General features: G+C 35.1%; 17 protein-coding genes. 3 read left to right on the forward strand and 14 right to left on the reverse strand.

What is annotated here, in order from left to right:
- Positions 1-15: 15 nt before the first annotated feature.
- The 5 genes from ACXY7N_RS02645 to ACXY7N_RS02665 form a co-directional block, all read right to left on the reverse strand.
- Positions 16-564: an FAD synthetase family protein gene (locus ACXY7N_RS02645; protein ID WP_016088203.1), complete on the reverse strand. Its 549-nt coding sequence runs from the start codon at positions 562-564 to the stop codon at positions 16-18.
- Between the two features lie 16 nt (positions 565-580).
- Positions 581-1,327 carry an IclR family transcriptional regulator gene (locus ACXY7N_RS02650; protein WP_016088204.1) on the reverse strand — a complete coding sequence of 249 codons (747 nt, stop codon included), beginning with the start codon at positions 1,325-1,327 and terminating at the stop codon, positions 581-583.
- Positions 1,328-1,475: 148 nt separating this feature from the next.
- Entirely contained in the window at positions 1,476-2,948 is a 1,473-nt protein-coding gene (locus tag ACXY7N_RS02655) for a 4-hydroxyphenylacetate 3-hydroxylase family protein (protein WP_016088205.1), read from the reverse strand.
- A 250-nt stretch (positions 2,949-3,198) separates the two neighbouring features.
- A complete protein-coding gene (locus ACXY7N_RS02660) occupies positions 3,199-4,170 on the reverse strand; it encodes an SPFH domain-containing protein (protein ID WP_000257392.1) in 972 nt (323 codons plus the stop codon).
- Positions 4,171-4,172: 2 nt separating this feature from the next.
- Positions 4,173-4,601: an NfeD family protein gene (locus tag ACXY7N_RS02665; protein ID WP_016134240.1), complete on the reverse strand. Its 429-nt coding sequence runs from the start codon at positions 4,599-4,601 to the stop codon at positions 4,173-4,175.
- A gap of 275 nt (positions 4,602-4,876) precedes the next feature.
- Here ACXY7N_RS02665 and ACXY7N_RS02670 point away from each other — a divergent pair, with 275 nt between their 5' ends.
- A complete protein-coding gene (locus ACXY7N_RS02670) occupies positions 4,877-6,094 on the forward strand; it encodes an MFS transporter (RefSeq protein ID WP_033659671.1) in 1,218 nt (405 codons plus the stop codon).
- Between the two features lie 45 nt (positions 6,095-6,139).
- Here the strand turns inward: ACXY7N_RS02670 and ACXY7N_RS02675 are convergent, their stop codons facing one another.
- The 5 genes from ACXY7N_RS02675 to spoIIP all read right to left on the reverse strand — a co-directional run bounded on the left by ACXY7N_RS02675 (position 6,140) and on the right by spoIIP (position 10,929).
- Positions 6,140-7,615 (reverse strand): amidase family protein, encoded by a 1,476-nt coding sequence (locus tag ACXY7N_RS02675; RefSeq protein ID WP_016134239.1) that lies wholly within the window; start codon positions 7,613-7,615, stop codon positions 6,140-6,142.
- 186 nt (positions 7,616-7,801) lie between these two features.
- Complete coding sequence (locus ACXY7N_RS02680) at positions 7,802-8,248, reverse strand: NUDIX hydrolase (RefSeq protein ID WP_016088209.1); 447 nt, start codon at positions 8,246-8,248, stop codon at positions 7,802-7,804.
- Positions 8,249-8,271: 23 nt separating this feature from the next.
- Positions 8,272-9,012, reverse strand: coding sequence for a M15 family metallopeptidase (locus ACXY7N_RS02685; protein WP_000747667.1), 741 nt, complete (start codon positions 9,010-9,012; stop codon positions 8,272-8,274).
- 11 nt (positions 9,013-9,023) lie between these two features.
- Positions 9,024-9,521 (reverse strand): GNAT family N-acetyltransferase, encoded by a 498-nt coding sequence (locus tag ACXY7N_RS02690; protein WP_033658874.1) that lies wholly within the window; start codon positions 9,519-9,521, stop codon positions 9,024-9,026.
- 253 nt (positions 9,522-9,774) lie between these two features.
- On the reverse strand, positions 9,775-10,929 hold the full coding sequence (spoIIP, locus tag ACXY7N_RS02695; RefSeq protein WP_016134238.1) for a stage II sporulation protein SpoIIP: 1,155 nt from the start codon (positions 10,927-10,929) through the stop codon (positions 9,775-9,777).
- Positions 10,930-11,018: 89 nt separating this feature from the next.
- On the opposite strand from spoIIP, the gene ACXY7N_RS02700 reads away from it, so the two are divergent.
- Together ACXY7N_RS02700 and ACXY7N_RS02705 are read left to right on the forward strand one after the other, a co-directional pair.
- A complete protein-coding gene (locus ACXY7N_RS02700) occupies positions 11,019-11,315 on the forward strand; it encodes a hypothetical protein (RefSeq protein WP_016088212.1) in 297 nt (98 codons plus the stop codon).
- Positions 11,316-11,319: 4 nt separating this feature from the next.
- Positions 11,320-11,625: a hypothetical protein gene (locus ACXY7N_RS02705; protein WP_016088213.1), complete on the forward strand. Its 306-nt coding sequence runs from the start codon at positions 11,320-11,322 to the stop codon at positions 11,623-11,625.
- On the opposite strand, the gene ACXY7N_RS02710 is transcribed toward ACXY7N_RS02705, so the two are convergent.
- The 4 genes from ACXY7N_RS02710 to cbpA all read right to left on the reverse strand — a co-directional run bounded on the left by ACXY7N_RS02710 (position 11,598) and on the right by cbpA (position 14,964).
- Positions 11,598-12,164 (reverse strand): DUF1572 domain-containing protein, encoded by a 567-nt coding sequence (locus tag ACXY7N_RS02710; RefSeq protein ID WP_016134237.1) that lies wholly within the window; start codon positions 12,162-12,164, stop codon positions 11,598-11,600. The genes ACXY7N_RS02705 and ACXY7N_RS02710 overlap by 28 nt on opposite strands.
- Positions 12,145-12,474, reverse strand: coding sequence for a chaperone CsaA (gene csaA / locus ACXY7N_RS02715; RefSeq protein WP_016134236.1), 330 nt, complete (start codon positions 12,472-12,474; stop codon positions 12,145-12,147). Before csaA ends, ACXY7N_RS02710 begins: the two co-directional genes overlap by 20 nt.
- 67 nt (positions 12,475-12,541) lie before the next feature.
- Positions 12,542-13,879, reverse strand: coding sequence for a branched-chain amino acid transport system II carrier protein BrnQ4 (gene brnQ4 / locus ACXY7N_RS02720; RefSeq protein ID WP_431153780.1), 1,338 nt, complete (start codon positions 13,877-13,879; stop codon positions 12,542-12,544).
- 437 nt (positions 13,880-14,316) lie between these two features.
- Complete coding sequence (cbpA, locus tag ACXY7N_RS02725) at positions 14,317-14,964, reverse strand: cyclic di-AMP binding protein CbpA (protein WP_016088217.1); 648 nt, start codon at positions 14,962-14,964, stop codon at positions 14,317-14,319.
- Between the last annotated feature and the right edge of the window lie 126 nt (positions 14,965-15,090).

Genomic DNA, 15,090 nt, shown 5'->3' on the forward strand with positions numbered 1-15,090 from the left:
ATGATTCCTTTTTATTTATATCGTTTTAAAAGACCAACCGAGTAAAGAGCTAGACTTTTGCAAGTCCCCACGATAGACATAATCTCTAATTCTCGTTGAAGATATTCGCTCACCTTCATCACAGCAAACATCTTTCACTATAGAAATGTTGAAGTGTTCTCTTAGCAACTCAATATCTCCCTCACGATTTTTTCCAAACTTAAAATCTTGACCAATAAAAATTTCTACGGGGCTTAACCTTTTTATATCTTGTATAAAGCAACTCGCGCTTTTTGTTATATAAGACTCATCAAACCGAATTACAATCACATGTTCAACACCAAGGTTTTGAATACGTTTCACCTTCTCATCAATAGGCGTTAATACTTGCGCTCCTTGAAAATATGAGCGTGGTGGTGGATCAAATGTATACACAACATTTGTTATCTTTAATGCCGTTGCCTTCTCAACCGCATTTTTAATTACAGCTTGATGACCTTTATGCACACCATCAAATGCTCCAATTGAAACAATAGATTTCGTAAATTCAGGGATACACTGCTCATGTATATAAATGATACTCATCTCTTTTCTTCTAAAGTTAAATTTCCAAATAACCAAATTCCTTGGAAATCAAATTTGCCGTATTCATCACACTTTGAATTATGATTTCACGGTTACTTCCTTGCATATACGATATAGGTCCAACAATATTAAGCGCCGCAATGGTTCTCCCAGTATAAGATCGAATAGGCGCTGCAATCCCATACAGTCCATGCTCATTTTCGTTATCACTAATTGAATAACCTTGTTTACGAATCTTCTGTAACTCTGTCTGGAATTGTTTGACGCAAGTAATTGTATTAGGCGCTCTTGGTAAAAGCCCTTTCTCTGAAGTATATTCTAAGGAAGATGAATTAAATGAAAGCAGTACTTTCCCTGTGCTTGTACAATATGCAGGTTCTCTTGATCCAACATGTGTTGAAATTTGAACGGACTCCTTTGACGAAACTTTCAATATAAATACAACATCACCACGATCAAACATACCGATATGCACAGTACCACTAAAATTTCTTACAAGCTCTTCAACAAGTGGAATGGCTCCACTATAAATCTCTTGCTGAAACATGACTTGATTTCCCCACTCTAACAATTTCCAACCTAATCTATATTTTCTTTGCTCATCTTGTATGAGCATTCCTTCTGCACACAACGTACGAACAAGATGGTGAACCGTACTTGCATTCATATTTAGCTTTTCCGCTATTTCCGAATTACCTAGAACTGGTTCATCACTCGTAAAACAATTTAGAATTTTGCAAATTTTACTGATAGAAGCGATCAAATCATTTACCTCCCCTATTCCAGTTACAGTTCTCAAGTTTTAGATATTGTTAAAAATATAAGAAGATTTACATCCTAACAGTAAAATTCTTGTTTTCCTCTATTGCTCCTTCCTTTTTAAACAAAAATGTAAGCGTGAACATTTTTGTTTAACTTAAGGCTCCTTCAGATGAACTCGATTGCAATGCATTGTTCACAAGTGAAAAAGTTTGTTGTTTTTTGTACGCATTATAAAACATTCCCATTTTACGCACCGGATCTCCAGAATAATAACGCTCATATTGTAATAACCGTTGTCCAAAAGCCTCACCACATAAGTCCCATGCTAATTTAAATAAACGAACCCGTTCCTCAGAAGATACTCCTTCACGCCCGATATAATATTTTTGCATATCATCTTGAATCTCGGGGTTCATAAAATCAGCACCTGTCGGTGACATTAATAATCCACCAGCACCTATTGTTTGAATAATCTCAATAGCACGCGGGTACATCTTAGGTAATAAACTGCGTATCGTATCAAGCGGCAACCTCGCAGGAATAACTTCTCCATATGAATTCGTTTCATACTCATATTCAGCTACTTGCAGGAGAGCGCGTATCGTTTCAACATCTTGCATAAGCTCTGCTAACTGGTTTTGTACATTTAAAAATCCATCTACTCCAATCGAATCTGCTAATTTCATAGCTACTTCAGCTGCAAAAGATAGTTTTACTAACCCTCTTACCCCAGATTGATGGGCTGGTTGATGACCAATTCCGGTTTTAGGATACAATTGATTCCCAGCTTCCACACTTTGATAAATAAATACTTTATCCCACGGGATAAACACATTATGAAATACTAGTAATGCATCCATTTCCTCAAATCTTGATGCAAGTGGGTGATCAAATAAAGATCGTTTTCCATCTTGCATTGGCTCACGACATAGAATTCTTAGACCTGGTGCGTCAATTGGAACTGCAAAAGAAATTGCATGACGTTCATCACCTGGCTTAAAGCTTGGATAGGAATATATTATTACCTCATCCGTAATCGGCGCCAGTGTCGCTAACATTTTAGCACCACTAACATACATCCCTTCCGCTGCTTCACTTACTACCCCTAAATGCATTGTTTCATCTTCTTGTTGATGGGAAGCCTTACTCCGATCATTTTGTGGATTAATAATTGCGTGTGTTAAAAACAAATCATTATCCCTTATATGTTTATAATAATTTTTTATATTCGCTCCCCATTCTGGATTAAACTTCTCAAAAAACCACGAATTACTTGCCATCGAAGTAACCGTTACATTTAAAAAATCAGGTGTTCTACCCATTAAACCATAAGTAGCTTTTGCCCACACTTCAAATAATTCACGGCGTACTTTTAAATCCTCATAATTTTTCGGTACTAAAAATGCATTTGATACCCTTTCTCCTGTCTCTTCGCATATATGAGTAATCTTATCTTGATATTCTGGATTGTGCTGCATATCATATAAGTTCGCAATTTGTAAAATTGGTTCACGAAAAACATCTTCATTTACTACATCCGTTACTTTTCTTCCTCCAATCCAAATTTCAGGATTTCTTTTTCTCAATCCTTCAATATACTGTTCCCCTGTTCTAATTGCCATTCTTTCCCCTCCGATTTCCAATAATAATATACTAAAAAGTGTAGAAACTTCACTAGATGACTGAATTTTCAATCATTATACCAATTTTATTTTTTACAGATTCTCCTTTATTTCATATTATGAAATCTTAAAAATTTTTTAGTGCATATGAAAAAGGAAGGGTTTCCCGTCCCTTACTCATTTAATTTATAAATTAATACAATGATAAAAAATAAAAAGAGAAATGGCATCCCATTTCTCTTTTTCATTCTTATTGTTCTTTTGGTGTATCTGAAGAAGGCAATTTCTTCGCTTGTTTTTCTTTAAAGATTTCTCCAATTGCTCCAAGAGTACCAAGTGTTTCAATTGCATTAGACGGAATAAAGACTTTATTTGCTGGTCCTTTCGCAACCTCAATCAATGATTCAAATGATTTGTAAGCAAGTACGCGTTCATCTAAATCTGCTGCACGAAGTAATTCAATTCGATTTTGTTCTGCTTTTGCAATTTCCTCAATCGCTCTTGCTTCCCCTTGCGCTTCTAGTTCTTTTGCTTCCTTTATACCTTCAGCTTCTCGAATACGTGCTTCTTTATCACCTTCAGCCATTAAGATTTTACTTTGCTTTTCACCTTCAGCACGAAGAACTTTATCTTGTTTTGCAGCTTCAGCTTCTAAAATAATCGCACGTTTATTACGTTCTGCTTTCATTTGTTTTTCCATCGATGCTTGCACATCTTTTGGCGGATTAATATCGACAACTTCAACACGTTCAATACGTACGCCCCATTTTTCTGTTGCTTCATCAAGTGCTAAGCGAATTTCTGTTGAAATTTTTTCACGACCAGATAACGTTTCATCCAGTTCCATTTTACCAATAATTTGGCGCATCGTTGCAGAAGTAATGTTACGAACACCATATTCATAGTTCGAAATACCATATGTCGCAAGTTCTGGTTCCACAATTTGATAGAAAATAATTGTATCAATTTCTACTTGTACATTATCTTTCGTAATTACCTTCTGCGGCGGTACATTCGTTTGCTGAATACGCAAGTCATGATATACACGAACGCGATCCACAATTGGTATTAATAAATTTAATCCCGGCTGCATAATACGTTGAAACTTACCAAATCTTTCAACAACCCCAACTTTTTGCTGTGGAATAATTTTAATTGTTAATGCGATAAATGTAACAACAATTAGTGCGAAAATAATCGTTAATGTCAATGCTACTGCCATATTTATTCACTCTCCTTTTTCACTTGTAATATAGTACTATTCCTCTTTATAACAATAACCTTTTCTCCAGCATCAATTGGATCATCTGCAATAGCTGTCCAAGTATCTCCATCCACCTTCACAATACCATTTGTCTCATTTGTAATCGCTTGCATAATGATACCTTTTTTACCAACAAGCATATCTACTGTATCAGTAAAACCTTTTGCTTCTCGAAAGTTTTTTGAAATTCTTTTCGTGAAGAAAGTCAATGTTAAACTGACAATCGCACCAGCAATGACTTGTAACAGTAATGCTTCAGGAACAAACAAAGCAATAAGACCTCCGACAACAGCTCCAATTCCAAGCCACAGCATGTAAAACGTAATCGACAACATTTCCGCAATAAATAAAATACCAGCTATTATAAACCAAATTACCCAAGCAGCCATATACAACCCTCACTTTCTTTCTCATTTTCTATATGTATATGAAGAAAAGAATGGTTTATCCGCCCTTTCTTGTATGTGGGCGCTTACTACAAGCTATTGTACATATTCACTGTTATAATGAGTATTATTAAAATACTATATTAATATATTCTTCATTATACATGAAAATCCCTTTCAAAAAGTGACAAAAAATTAAATTCTTTCACAATTCCAACTTTCAAATTATAATTATTCTAAATATTGGAATGTTTTTCCTCAGGAAGGTTGTGTACTTATTGCAAAATCGTTCACTAATTTACTATTTAGGCTCTAAAATATGCATTACTCTTGCTGACATCGTATACATCATGATTATTACAACCCATATGTATATCACAACGAAATCAGCTACATTAACTGCTCTGTTTCCATTACTCCAGGTCATAACTAATCTTATAGCAAATACATCTGCACCACTTATAATGAATCGTTTTTCATCTTATTCCTTACTTTTTATACTACAATGGACAAAAACTGCTCTCTTATTTTTATTAATGATAGTATTCCCGGCCCTTTCCTCAAATATTGTAGCACTATTCACTTTCATTTTTTTCATTTCTTTATGTAGTGGCTGGAGCGCACCATTATTATACGGTATCCTTCCTCGCCTTACACCAAAAGAAAAATTAGTAAAAGTAAATAGTATTTTTTCCTTTTCCACACAAATTGCGCAAGCCGCTGCTTATTCATTTACAAGTTTTATTGTTCTTCTTATCGGCGCTACTTCTACACTCATGATGAATAACATATTGATGATTTTTGGGTGTGTTGCACTACACGTTTCATTACATTCCATACATAATGAACGAGTAATAGAGCCTTCTTCTTCAAAAGGCGCTGCTTTATTGGAAGGTTGGAAACTCTTATTTCAGAACCCGTCTCTCCGTACCGTTACATGTATGGACTTAATTGAAACTTTCGCAGGGACGATATGGATTGGCGCTATTACGATGGCTTATGTAACGACTGTCCTTCATAAAGGCGAAGAATGGTGGGGATATATTAATACAAGTTATTATGTTGGGACGTTAATTGGCGGGATATTAGCATGGAAAATGAGTACATACATTCAATACAATTTAATACGCTCCATGGCGATAGGCTCTCTTATGTTTAGTATTCTTACATTTTTATATGGTATGACAAGTAGCGGGTTTATTGCGCTTTTTCTATGCATTCTAATGGGGCCATGTTATCAAATTAGAGATATTTCTCAAACGACAGTGCTACAATCAAGTGTCGCCCCTACTTTACTATCAAAAATGTATACAGCTCATGGCGCACTCCTTTCCGCAGCTTCTGGTCTTTCTATGCTTAGCGTTGGAATTATTACCGATTTGTTCGGTGTTCGTACGATTTATATTCTCGCTTCTATCCTTATTTTATGCTCTGCTTGTTTATCGTTTAACTTATTAAAATATGATAAAACAGAGAAAAAAGATATTTCACTTTAATGAACAAAATAAATAGGACAGGAATTCCTGTCCTATTTATTTTATTCATGATAAGTTAGGGATTTTTCGATGCTTTGTCGCTTGTTCAAAAGCGTATGCTAGTTTAATCAAGGTCCCCTCAGAAAAAGCAGTGCTTGCAAGCGTAATTCCAAACGGTCTCCCGTTATCCATATATCCCGCAGGCATTGCTATAGACGGATAACCTGCTTTCGCACATATAGTGGAGCCTATATAAGAAGGGAACAGAATCGCATCAAGATTATATTTTTCCAGTGCAAAATCAATGCCTTGTTCTTGAGAAAAATATATATCTTCTAATCTTGCATTTAAATACTCTGGATTTCTTAACGTATTAGGAACATCTTTTCTTCTCTCCAACTTAGTTTGTCCATATTTCAAAGCTCTTTCTGCTATATTTTCATTAAACTCCATTAACTCTGAAATAGAATGCACTGGAATAGCAGATGGTAATTTTGAAAGATAGTTATCTAAACTATGCTTTAATTCATAGAGCGATACACCCCAGCTCCATTCTCTATGAAAAGACGGAATATTAATATCCTCTACTACTGTCGCACCCCCACTACGCAACACTTCAATCGTCTCCATAAACAACTTTTCATCATACTCACCAGTTTCATAATAATCTTTTTGTGCATTTCTAAATACACCAATCTTCGCTCCATGTAAGCCAGTAACATCAAGATACTTTGTATAATCATGTTCTGCTATACCTTCACTTTTATGAGTAGCTACATCCTTCTCGTCTACCCCAGTTAAACTCCCTAGCAAAACAGCAGCATCTGTAACCGTTCTAGCAAATGGTCCCGCTGTATCCTGTGAATAAGTAAGCGGAATAATTCCCCTACGACTAATTAGACCAACAGTCGGTTTAATACCGACTACAGAGTTTTGAACAGCTGGACTCAATATAGAACCATCTGTTTCCGTTCCAACAGATACTACTGTGAAATTAGCAGCAACTGCTATGGCAGACCCTGTACTTGAGCCTCCAACAAACATATCATCCTCACCTGTACCATAAGGGTTTATTGTTTGTCCACCTCTTGCACTATATCCAGCCCACATATCAAAAGACATTCCATTTGCTAATTCTGTCATATTTGTTTTTCCTATTATCACTACTCCTGCTTCTCGCAGCTTTGTTACGAGAAATGCATCTTCAATACTTATATTTTGTTCTAGAGCAATCGTACCTGCACTTGTATGCATAGAGTCGTTCGTTTCAATATTGTCTTTAAGTAAAACAGGTATACCGTGTAGTGGACCTCTTACACCTTTTGTTTTTCTTTCATGATCTAGCGCTTCTGCAATAAAGATAGCGTCCGGGTTGATTTCTAAAATAGAATTGATTTTTGGTCCGTCTTGATCATACTTTGCGATTCTATGAAGGTAATACATAACTAATTCTTTTGAAGTTAATTGCCCAGCTGCCATTGCTTTTTGTATATCATGAATTGTTAATTCTTTTTGTAACAGTGTATTGAACTGAACCTCCATCATCATTCTCCTTCTATAAAGCCTTTTATTGATTACATATAACTATTAGTTTTTCATTTTCTCCGCTCCTCGCATATACAATTACAATCCCTTTAAAAGAATTCAACTTACCAATATAAAAACCTTTTATTTCCTGAAAAATAAAAAAAGTCTGAAACGAATGAACTTCCGCTTCAGACCCTTTTATTACTTTACATATACTTCATCTAACAAATGTAAAAACTCACCTTGTTTCCCCGCTAATTCAGGGCATTTTGCAATATCAATCCATTCGTAGCAAAATACTAAACCTTCATCTTCCTCACCGGCACTTACAGTATGCTCCCAATTATCCTTTACATCTGTTGGTAACGTTACGTGGAAAAAATGGCGTTTTTGATATTCCTTTTTCTCCTTTACATGTATGATGTAGTCGGCTAGGAATCGTTCTATGCATAAATGACGTAATCCAGACTCTTCTTGTACTTCACGTAACACTGCTGTTTCTAACGTTTCCCCTTCGTCAACTGTTCCCCCTGGTACTTGTATACCAGCTTCAGGTATATCACGATGTTTAAAAACAAGCAGTTGCATAACTCCCTCTTTTTCTCTTGTTACATACACGTGTACCTTTTTCTTATATAACACCGTCATAATCCTTCTCTCCCCTCAATTGATCACTCTGTTACTTCTTCAAGTGTCAGTTGATTTTCATATAAATATGTAGCTTGTGGATTTCCCACATACCTCACGTGCCATGGTTCAAATCGATAGCCCGTAAGCGATTCTTTCTCTTTTGTATATCGAATGACAAAACCAAATTTATGGGCATTTTCAGAAAGCCACTGCCCTTCTTTCGTTTCACCAAAAATTGTCTCTAACTGAAACTTAGCAGATTGCGATGTAATATCCATAGCTAGTCCAGTTTGATGTTCACTCGTTCCAGGAACTGCACTCGACATTGCTGTTTTTGCTTCTCCATCTTGTTTTTTATACATCGTATTTAATGCTTTTTGTCGATCAAAAGATCTAAATCCAGAGACTGCAAAAAGGAAAATACGCTCCTTATCAGCTTGCTGAAACATTTCCTCAAGTGCCCCTGCTGCCTCTTTCCTCATTTTTTTCTTTTCTTGATCACCTTCACTTGAGTAACGTACTTTCGGAATAACTAAATCTGGCGGTCTATACCCATCTGGCAAACGCCTACTTTTATTCACAAGCACAAGCATCGAATTCGGATTACTAATGACCGCAATATCACCATCCATATTCGCAATCGTTTCTTTCGCTTTCGGAAATATGTTATTTACATTTACCTCGCGCGCCTGCTTATCCTTATACATTTTATAATTGATTCCTGCTACTCCAACAATGAGTATCATCGCTACGATACCAAGTAGTATCCATCTTTTTTTCATATAACGACCTCTTATTTTAATAATTTGGCCATTTCATACTCATCGATGTTCTCTCCATCGATAATAAGAGCAGCTCTTTTGACACCTTCTTTCTCAAATCCAGCTTTTTTATATAGTGCCTGAGCTCTTGTATTGTGGGCCATTACCGTTAATTCTAAACGCCATACATCATGTAATCTTGCCCACTTCTCAACCTCTTTAAACAATCTCGTCCCAATACCTCGCCCGCTATACTCTTGCAAAATACCAATTACAATACCTGCTACATGTCTCTTTCTTTGAATATGATTTCCATTCACTAAAATAAACCCTACTATTCTCTCTTCTTCAACTGCTACAAATATTGTTGCATATTCATTTTCTATAAAGCGATGAATCATTTGTTCTTGTTGCTCGGCTGTAAATTTTCTTTCTCCTGGTTCGTATAACATAAATTTCGTTTCTTCGTCTAGTTGCTTACTTAATTGCAAAAATGGTGCTGCATCTTCTATTTTGATCTCCCTAATCACTTCAATCACCCTACCAATTTCATAATAAAAAGCTTTCCTTATAAAAAGATTTTCTCTACTTTCTCGAAAATCCCTTTGTAAATCTCGCAGTACAATTTGACAAATTTCGATATTACTATAACAACGACAAAATATGTCTATTCTGTGAAGTCTCATCATTACAAAAAAAAACGCAAGCATTACACTCACGCTTTTTCAAAATGAATGTGAACTCATACTCATCAGCAGACTCCCCACTCATTTAAGTTTCACTTTATCCATTCACCTTTTCCGCCTGCCAGAAATATTCACCAAACGCTTTAGCAAGTGCATCAATCGATCGATTTAGTTCTTCCTCTGTATTATCTACGCCACCAACTTCAATTAATATCGCTTGTCCTGATAAGTCTTGATTGTAGACACCATTTCCTGTTTGGAATCCTTTTTGAATGACACCACGACTCACTCCTGGGTACTTCTTACTAATCGTCTCATGTAAAGCCGTTGCTAATTGTAAGTTCTTTTCGTAATTTTTATTGCCTTTCCCTACTACAAACGCAAGCTTCGCATATGATTTATCACCAATTGCTTTTGTCGTGACATTTTTCCGAGCACTATCACGATGTAAATCAAAAAAGTATTGTAGTTCTTTATTGCCGGCCATTGCTTCTTGTACAATTTCCCGTGACATTTTGTAAGAACTATTACTATTTAACCCTTTACTAATCAACTTTTGACCGACATCAGTCTTGTCGTTAGTAGCTCCGATCCCTTCACTTGCTAATTGTTCACGAAATCGGTCGCCGACTATTGAAATATTCGTGACGGAACTTGTCGCTTTATTCGGATTTGGATCGTTTGTTAAATTGAGTAACGGCAAATAAGATTCCCAGCTATGCGAATGATAAATAAACGCAACTTGTCGTTTTCCTGTCGTTTGATCTGGTTGCTTTTTCTCTTTGTTCGTATCCGGCTTTGGAGCCTGTCCACCTTCTCCAGTCCGTTCTTTTACTACTTCTTCAAGCGGAACGCTCGACTCAATCGGTAAGTTAGAATAATTGGTCCCTTCACCCGCAATAACAATTTCTGTATCGTACTTACCAAAACCAGGTAGCTCTTTGCCGACAAAACTGCGTACATCATTAAAACGAATATTCGTAGCCATCGAAAAGAGAAACGAAGAAATCGAAAAATCCTGATTTAAATTTCGATACTCTTGTGTAAAATAATGATTCTCTTTCCCAAGAACATACATGTAACCATTCATTGATAACTCATTTAACCAATTATATAAATACGTGGACTTTGTCTCTTTCATAGAAGTTACCATCATACTAATAAGAAAAAAAGTCGCAAGTACTGTAGCAATAATAAATAAAACTAACTTACGTACACTTGTGAACTTCACATAAAAAAAGCCTCGATTCATACTATCACCCTCTCTATTTCAAGTTATGTACAAGCTCTAGAGAATAGACCGTCTAAATTTCGGCTATATTGTTGCTGAGGTGAAATGAATTGAAGCTACTAATAGGAACATTACCCATTGTACTATCATTTATTTTTTATTGGCTTGCTAAGCATCCTACAATCCGTGTTGCGTTACATATTTCAGCGTACTTAGCACTTTATGTACTCGGTACAATTATTTCTATTAATATATATGATGTTTTAATACAAGATTTAGTTTTTATGACAAGCATTCATGGAATTTTACTAAATCCATTTTTTCTTATATCAGGAGCGTATATAGGAATATACACTTTGTACCTAATCATGTCTTACATTATTACAAAAATGAAAAATGGAGTGTAATGAAATGCAACCACCATTTATCTGTCATACATGTAAAAAAAGAATTGCACGAAAGAAAGATCTTATTACTGCCACATGGTACTTCCGCTTTTATTTATTTCACAGTGATTGTTTTAAAAGGCAGCAAGTGTTCATCTCACGATTTATCCCTGTGAATACACTTTTTAATTTCTTTCTTATTATATATGGACTTATTTTTGGCGGCATTCTTATGATTACAGAACCATCTATCATTTGGTTTATTTTTTTATTCCCCATTTTATATCGGTTTCTTTCCTATTATTATGTTGAACGTTTTTTCTCTACATAACGTGCAGAATGTCCTCTAGGAATACTTAAACATTCCCACTCATTTTCTTTTAACATTTTACCGATGTAAATAATCTGTCCAATATGCAAAGCATAATGAGAAATTTGTCTTTCAATTGCTTGCATGACAGTATGTGCTTCACCGCGAATATATACCGTCTTTAATAAATGTTCGGGCGTTAGCACATTCATCGTTTTAAAAACATATTCCCATCCTCCACTCCATGCTGCGAGAACCTCTTCCTTAGAATGATAACCGCCTTCAAATTCAGCATCTCGGTTACGATCTATTTTTTCACCATCAGATGTTAAAAAATCCGTCCATCTAGAACGCATATTACCATGTAAATGCTTAATAATAATTGCAATACTATTCGTCTCCTCATGAGAAGACCACATTATCTGTTCATAAGATAATTGAGAGAGTACTCGTTCTCCTTGGTTTTGTGTTGCTTTAAAATTCGAAATTGCACATTTTAAATATTCTCGTCCAATATCCAAATTAACACCTTCCTTCACACTAACTAATTTTCGTTCCATTCGGTAGTTCCATATTAGGCTGAAGTAAAACAACATCGTCAGCTTCAGGTACTCCTCCTAAAACAAGCACTTCTGATTTGAATCCAGCTATACGTTTTGGCGGGAAATTCACAACAGCAACGATTTGCTGACCAATTAACCCTTCCGGACTATATCTTCTCGTAATTTGAGCACTTGACTGCTTGATTCCAAGCTCTCCAAAATCAATTTCTAATTTAATCGCTGGAACTCTCGCTTCTTTAAATTCCTCTGCCTTTCTTACAGTCCCAATACGTAAATCCAAAGTTAAAAATTCTTCAAAATTAGCCATTTTATCATTCCTCCCAATTATTACTTAGACATAATACAAAAATTCCCTTCAAAAAAAAGAAAGGCGCCTAAGCACCTTTCTTTTGTAGTTCACTTGATTCATTTGATTTATAGAAGAAGAAACCCAGAATCCCGCCGATACATGATGGGATTAACCATCCTATTCCTTCTTTATATAAAGGTAACATTTGTAGTACGTTAGAAATCGCGTCAATTTTAATCTTCGCACTTTCTAAACCGTTAAAGAAACTAATTAACAATGCTCCTAAAATAGCTCCAATATAAATGGTATTACGCTTTCCAATCCATTTATGGAAGTAAGAAAGTACGATTAATACAATTGCAACTGGATAAATGATCATTAACACTGGTAATGTGACTGCAATTAATTGTGTTAAACCTAAGTTAGATACAATTAAACTAAACACACATACCATTGTTACAATCGTTTTATGCGAAAGTTTTGGGAATAAGTTTGTAAAGAAGCCAGCACAAGCTGATGTTAATCCAACAGAAGTTGTTAAACAAGCTAGTATAATAACAAGCCCTAATAAAATTTTACCACTTGTTCCATATAACTCATTTACAACATTCGTTAAAATAAGTCCACCATTCTCTGAGACACCAAGTGATGTACTTGTTGAACCAAGATAAGCAAGTGATAAATAGATTAACGTTAAACCAAGTACAGCAATAATACCTGATACAACTGTTATTTTTGCAATTTGACTACTCTCTTTTATCCCTTTAGAGCGGATAACTTGTACAACGACAATTCCAAATACGAGAGCACTAATTGCATCCATCGTTAAATATCCTTGTATAAATCCACCAAAGAAAGCATTTTCTTGATATGCCGCTAGCGGCGCAGCTGGTTCTCCAATTGGATCAATAATTGCCTTTCCGACAATAACAGCAACAATCAATACTAACAATGGTGTAAGAAATTTTCCGAACCAATCCACTAATTTAGATGGATTTAATGATAGATACCACGTTATTCCGAAGAAAACTATTGTGAATAGAAATAGCATGTACCATTCTGAAACCAATGCCTCTGATAGAAATGGCTTCATACCCATTTCAAATGAAACGGCTCCCGTACGCGGAATCGCGAAAAATGGTCCAATCGCTAAATAACTAATCAATGGGAAAATAAACGCAAATATAGGGTGAACTCTAGAAGATAGCGCTTTCAAGTCCCCCTCTACAAACGCGACAGCTGTTACAGCTAATAGGGGTAATCCGACTCCCGTTACAAGGAATCCAATTGTAGCAACCCAAACATTCTCTCCAGCTTGTTGCCCTAAAACTGGTGGGAAAATTAAATTTCCTGCTCCTAAAAATAGTGCAAATAACATTAAACCTATTGCTACCGTATCACCTGGCCTTAAACGTCCCTTCATACTTTTCATTTGCATAGCACTTTTTCATTGTTTATCTGTATTTTCACAATATGCTATGCATCCTCCTCTCTGCTCAAGCTGATAAAATATGCCCCTTACAAAGCAGTGTCTTTCTCCATAATTTCTCCATTCCCCCTATTTTTACTCTAATTATCGATTTTTGATTTTTTTGAATATTTAACTCATTAGAGTGGTATTGCGTGGAGTGTAGTTGTCAGACCTCTTTGTTTTTATCACACATATAGTAACATATTTATTTAAAAAATAAAAACATATTTTCAAATTGATTTTTTTGAAAATCAAAATTATCTACATTTTTTTATTCTTTTACACAAATATTTTTACACCCTCACCTTTTACCCTATCATTATTTTCAAATAACTTTATGCACGTAACATAACAAAAGCCATCCAACATAATTAGATGGCTTTTGCATGTTAGTCTATCGTTTCAACTTCACGTGGATTATTCATCTCTTCCACATAGACAACTCTAAATCCGTGATCTTCTAAATCTTTCAATAACATCTCTAATTCACCGTCGTTAAACTCTTCTCCTAATGTAAACATAATTCTACGAACTAATAAGGCATCATTATCAAAAGTCATTAAACTTTGGATACCTGTATATTTTTTTAACACTGTCGATAATTTTTGAATGGCCCCATTATAATCTTGTGTCCCAATCATGACAGAATATTTACTAGAATGAACGCCCCAAGCATCTTCTAATAACTCAAAAACTTTTTTATGCGTTAAAATTCCAAGAAAGATTCCTTTTTCATCCACTACTGATAAATAAGGTAATTTTTTTATTGTAAAAAATACTTTAAAGAACGAAGAATCTTCTCTGACATATCCTTCTTTATCGTTTAATAATTGTAACACACTCTCTTCCAGCGAACCTTTATATTCTAAAATATCTACTTTATATATATTACCTAAATATTTCTCTTTTTTTCCATCTAAAACTGGTACACAACGATAGCCAGTTTTATTTAAATGCTCCAGTGCTTCCCCTATTGTAATTGAACTTGAGCAAAAGAAAACTTCCCTTTTCGGCACATAATTCCCTTTAATCCTCATAAACAGCCTCCTTATGTTAAAATACTTTCTGTGCCATAACTATATTATATTTTCAGAAAAAAATAAATGATTTATTTTATTTTTCTGAAAATTATTCATTTTCTTGTCATAATTTATTCATGATTC

The sequence above is a fragment of the Bacillus sp. 5w2 genome (assembly GCF_054353775.1).

Excerpts from the sequence above, each read along its gene's own strand:
- ACXY7N_RS02645 (WP_016088203.1), bottom strand. The coding sequence starts at position 564 with ATGAGTATCATTTATATACATGAGCAGTGTATCCCTGAATTTACGAAA.
- ACXY7N_RS02655 (WP_016088205.1), bottom strand. The coding sequence starts at position 2,948 with ATGGCAATTAGAACAGGGGAACAGTATATTGAAGGATTGAGAAAAAGA.
- ACXY7N_RS02660 (WP_000257392.1), bottom strand. The coding sequence starts at position 4,170 with ATGGCAGTAGCATTGACATTAACGATTATTTTCGCACTAATTGTTGTT.
- ACXY7N_RS02665 (WP_016134240.1), bottom strand. The coding sequence starts at position 4,601 with ATGGCTGCTTGGGTAATTTGGTTTATAATAGCTGGTATTTTATTTATT.
- ACXY7N_RS02675 (WP_016134239.1), bottom strand. The coding sequence starts at position 7,615 with ATGGAGGTTCAGTTCAATACACTGTTACAAAAAGAATTAACAATTCAT.
- ACXY7N_RS02680 (WP_016088209.1), bottom strand. The coding sequence starts at position 8,248 with ATGACGGTGTTATATAAGAAAAAGGTACACGTGTATGTAACAAGAGAA.
- ACXY7N_RS02685 (WP_000747667.1), bottom strand. The coding sequence starts at position 9,012 with ATGAAAAAAAGATGGATACTACTTGGTATCGTAGCGATGATACTCATT.
- spoIIP (WP_016134238.1), bottom strand. The coding sequence starts at position 10,929 with ATGAATCGAGGCTTTTTTTATGTGAAGTTCACAAGTGTACGTAAGTTA.
- ACXY7N_RS02705 (WP_016088213.1), top strand. The coding sequence starts at position 11,320 with ATGCAACCACCATTTATCTGTCATACATGTAAAAAAAGAATTGCACGA.
- ACXY7N_RS02710 (WP_016134237.1), bottom strand. The coding sequence starts at position 12,164 with ATGGAACGAAAATTAGTTAGTGTGAAGGAAGGTGTTAATTTGGATATT.
- csaA (WP_016134236.1), bottom strand. The coding sequence starts at position 12,474 with ATGGCTAATTTTGAAGAATTTTTAACTTTGGATTTACGTATTGGGACT.
- brnQ4 (WP_431153780.1), bottom strand. The coding sequence starts at position 13,879 with ATGAAGGGACGTTTAAGGCCAGGTGATACGGTAGCAATAGGTTTAATG.
- cbpA (WP_016088217.1), bottom strand. The coding sequence starts at position 14,964 with ATGAGGATTAAAGGGAATTATGTGCCGAAAAGGGAAGTTTTCTTTTGC.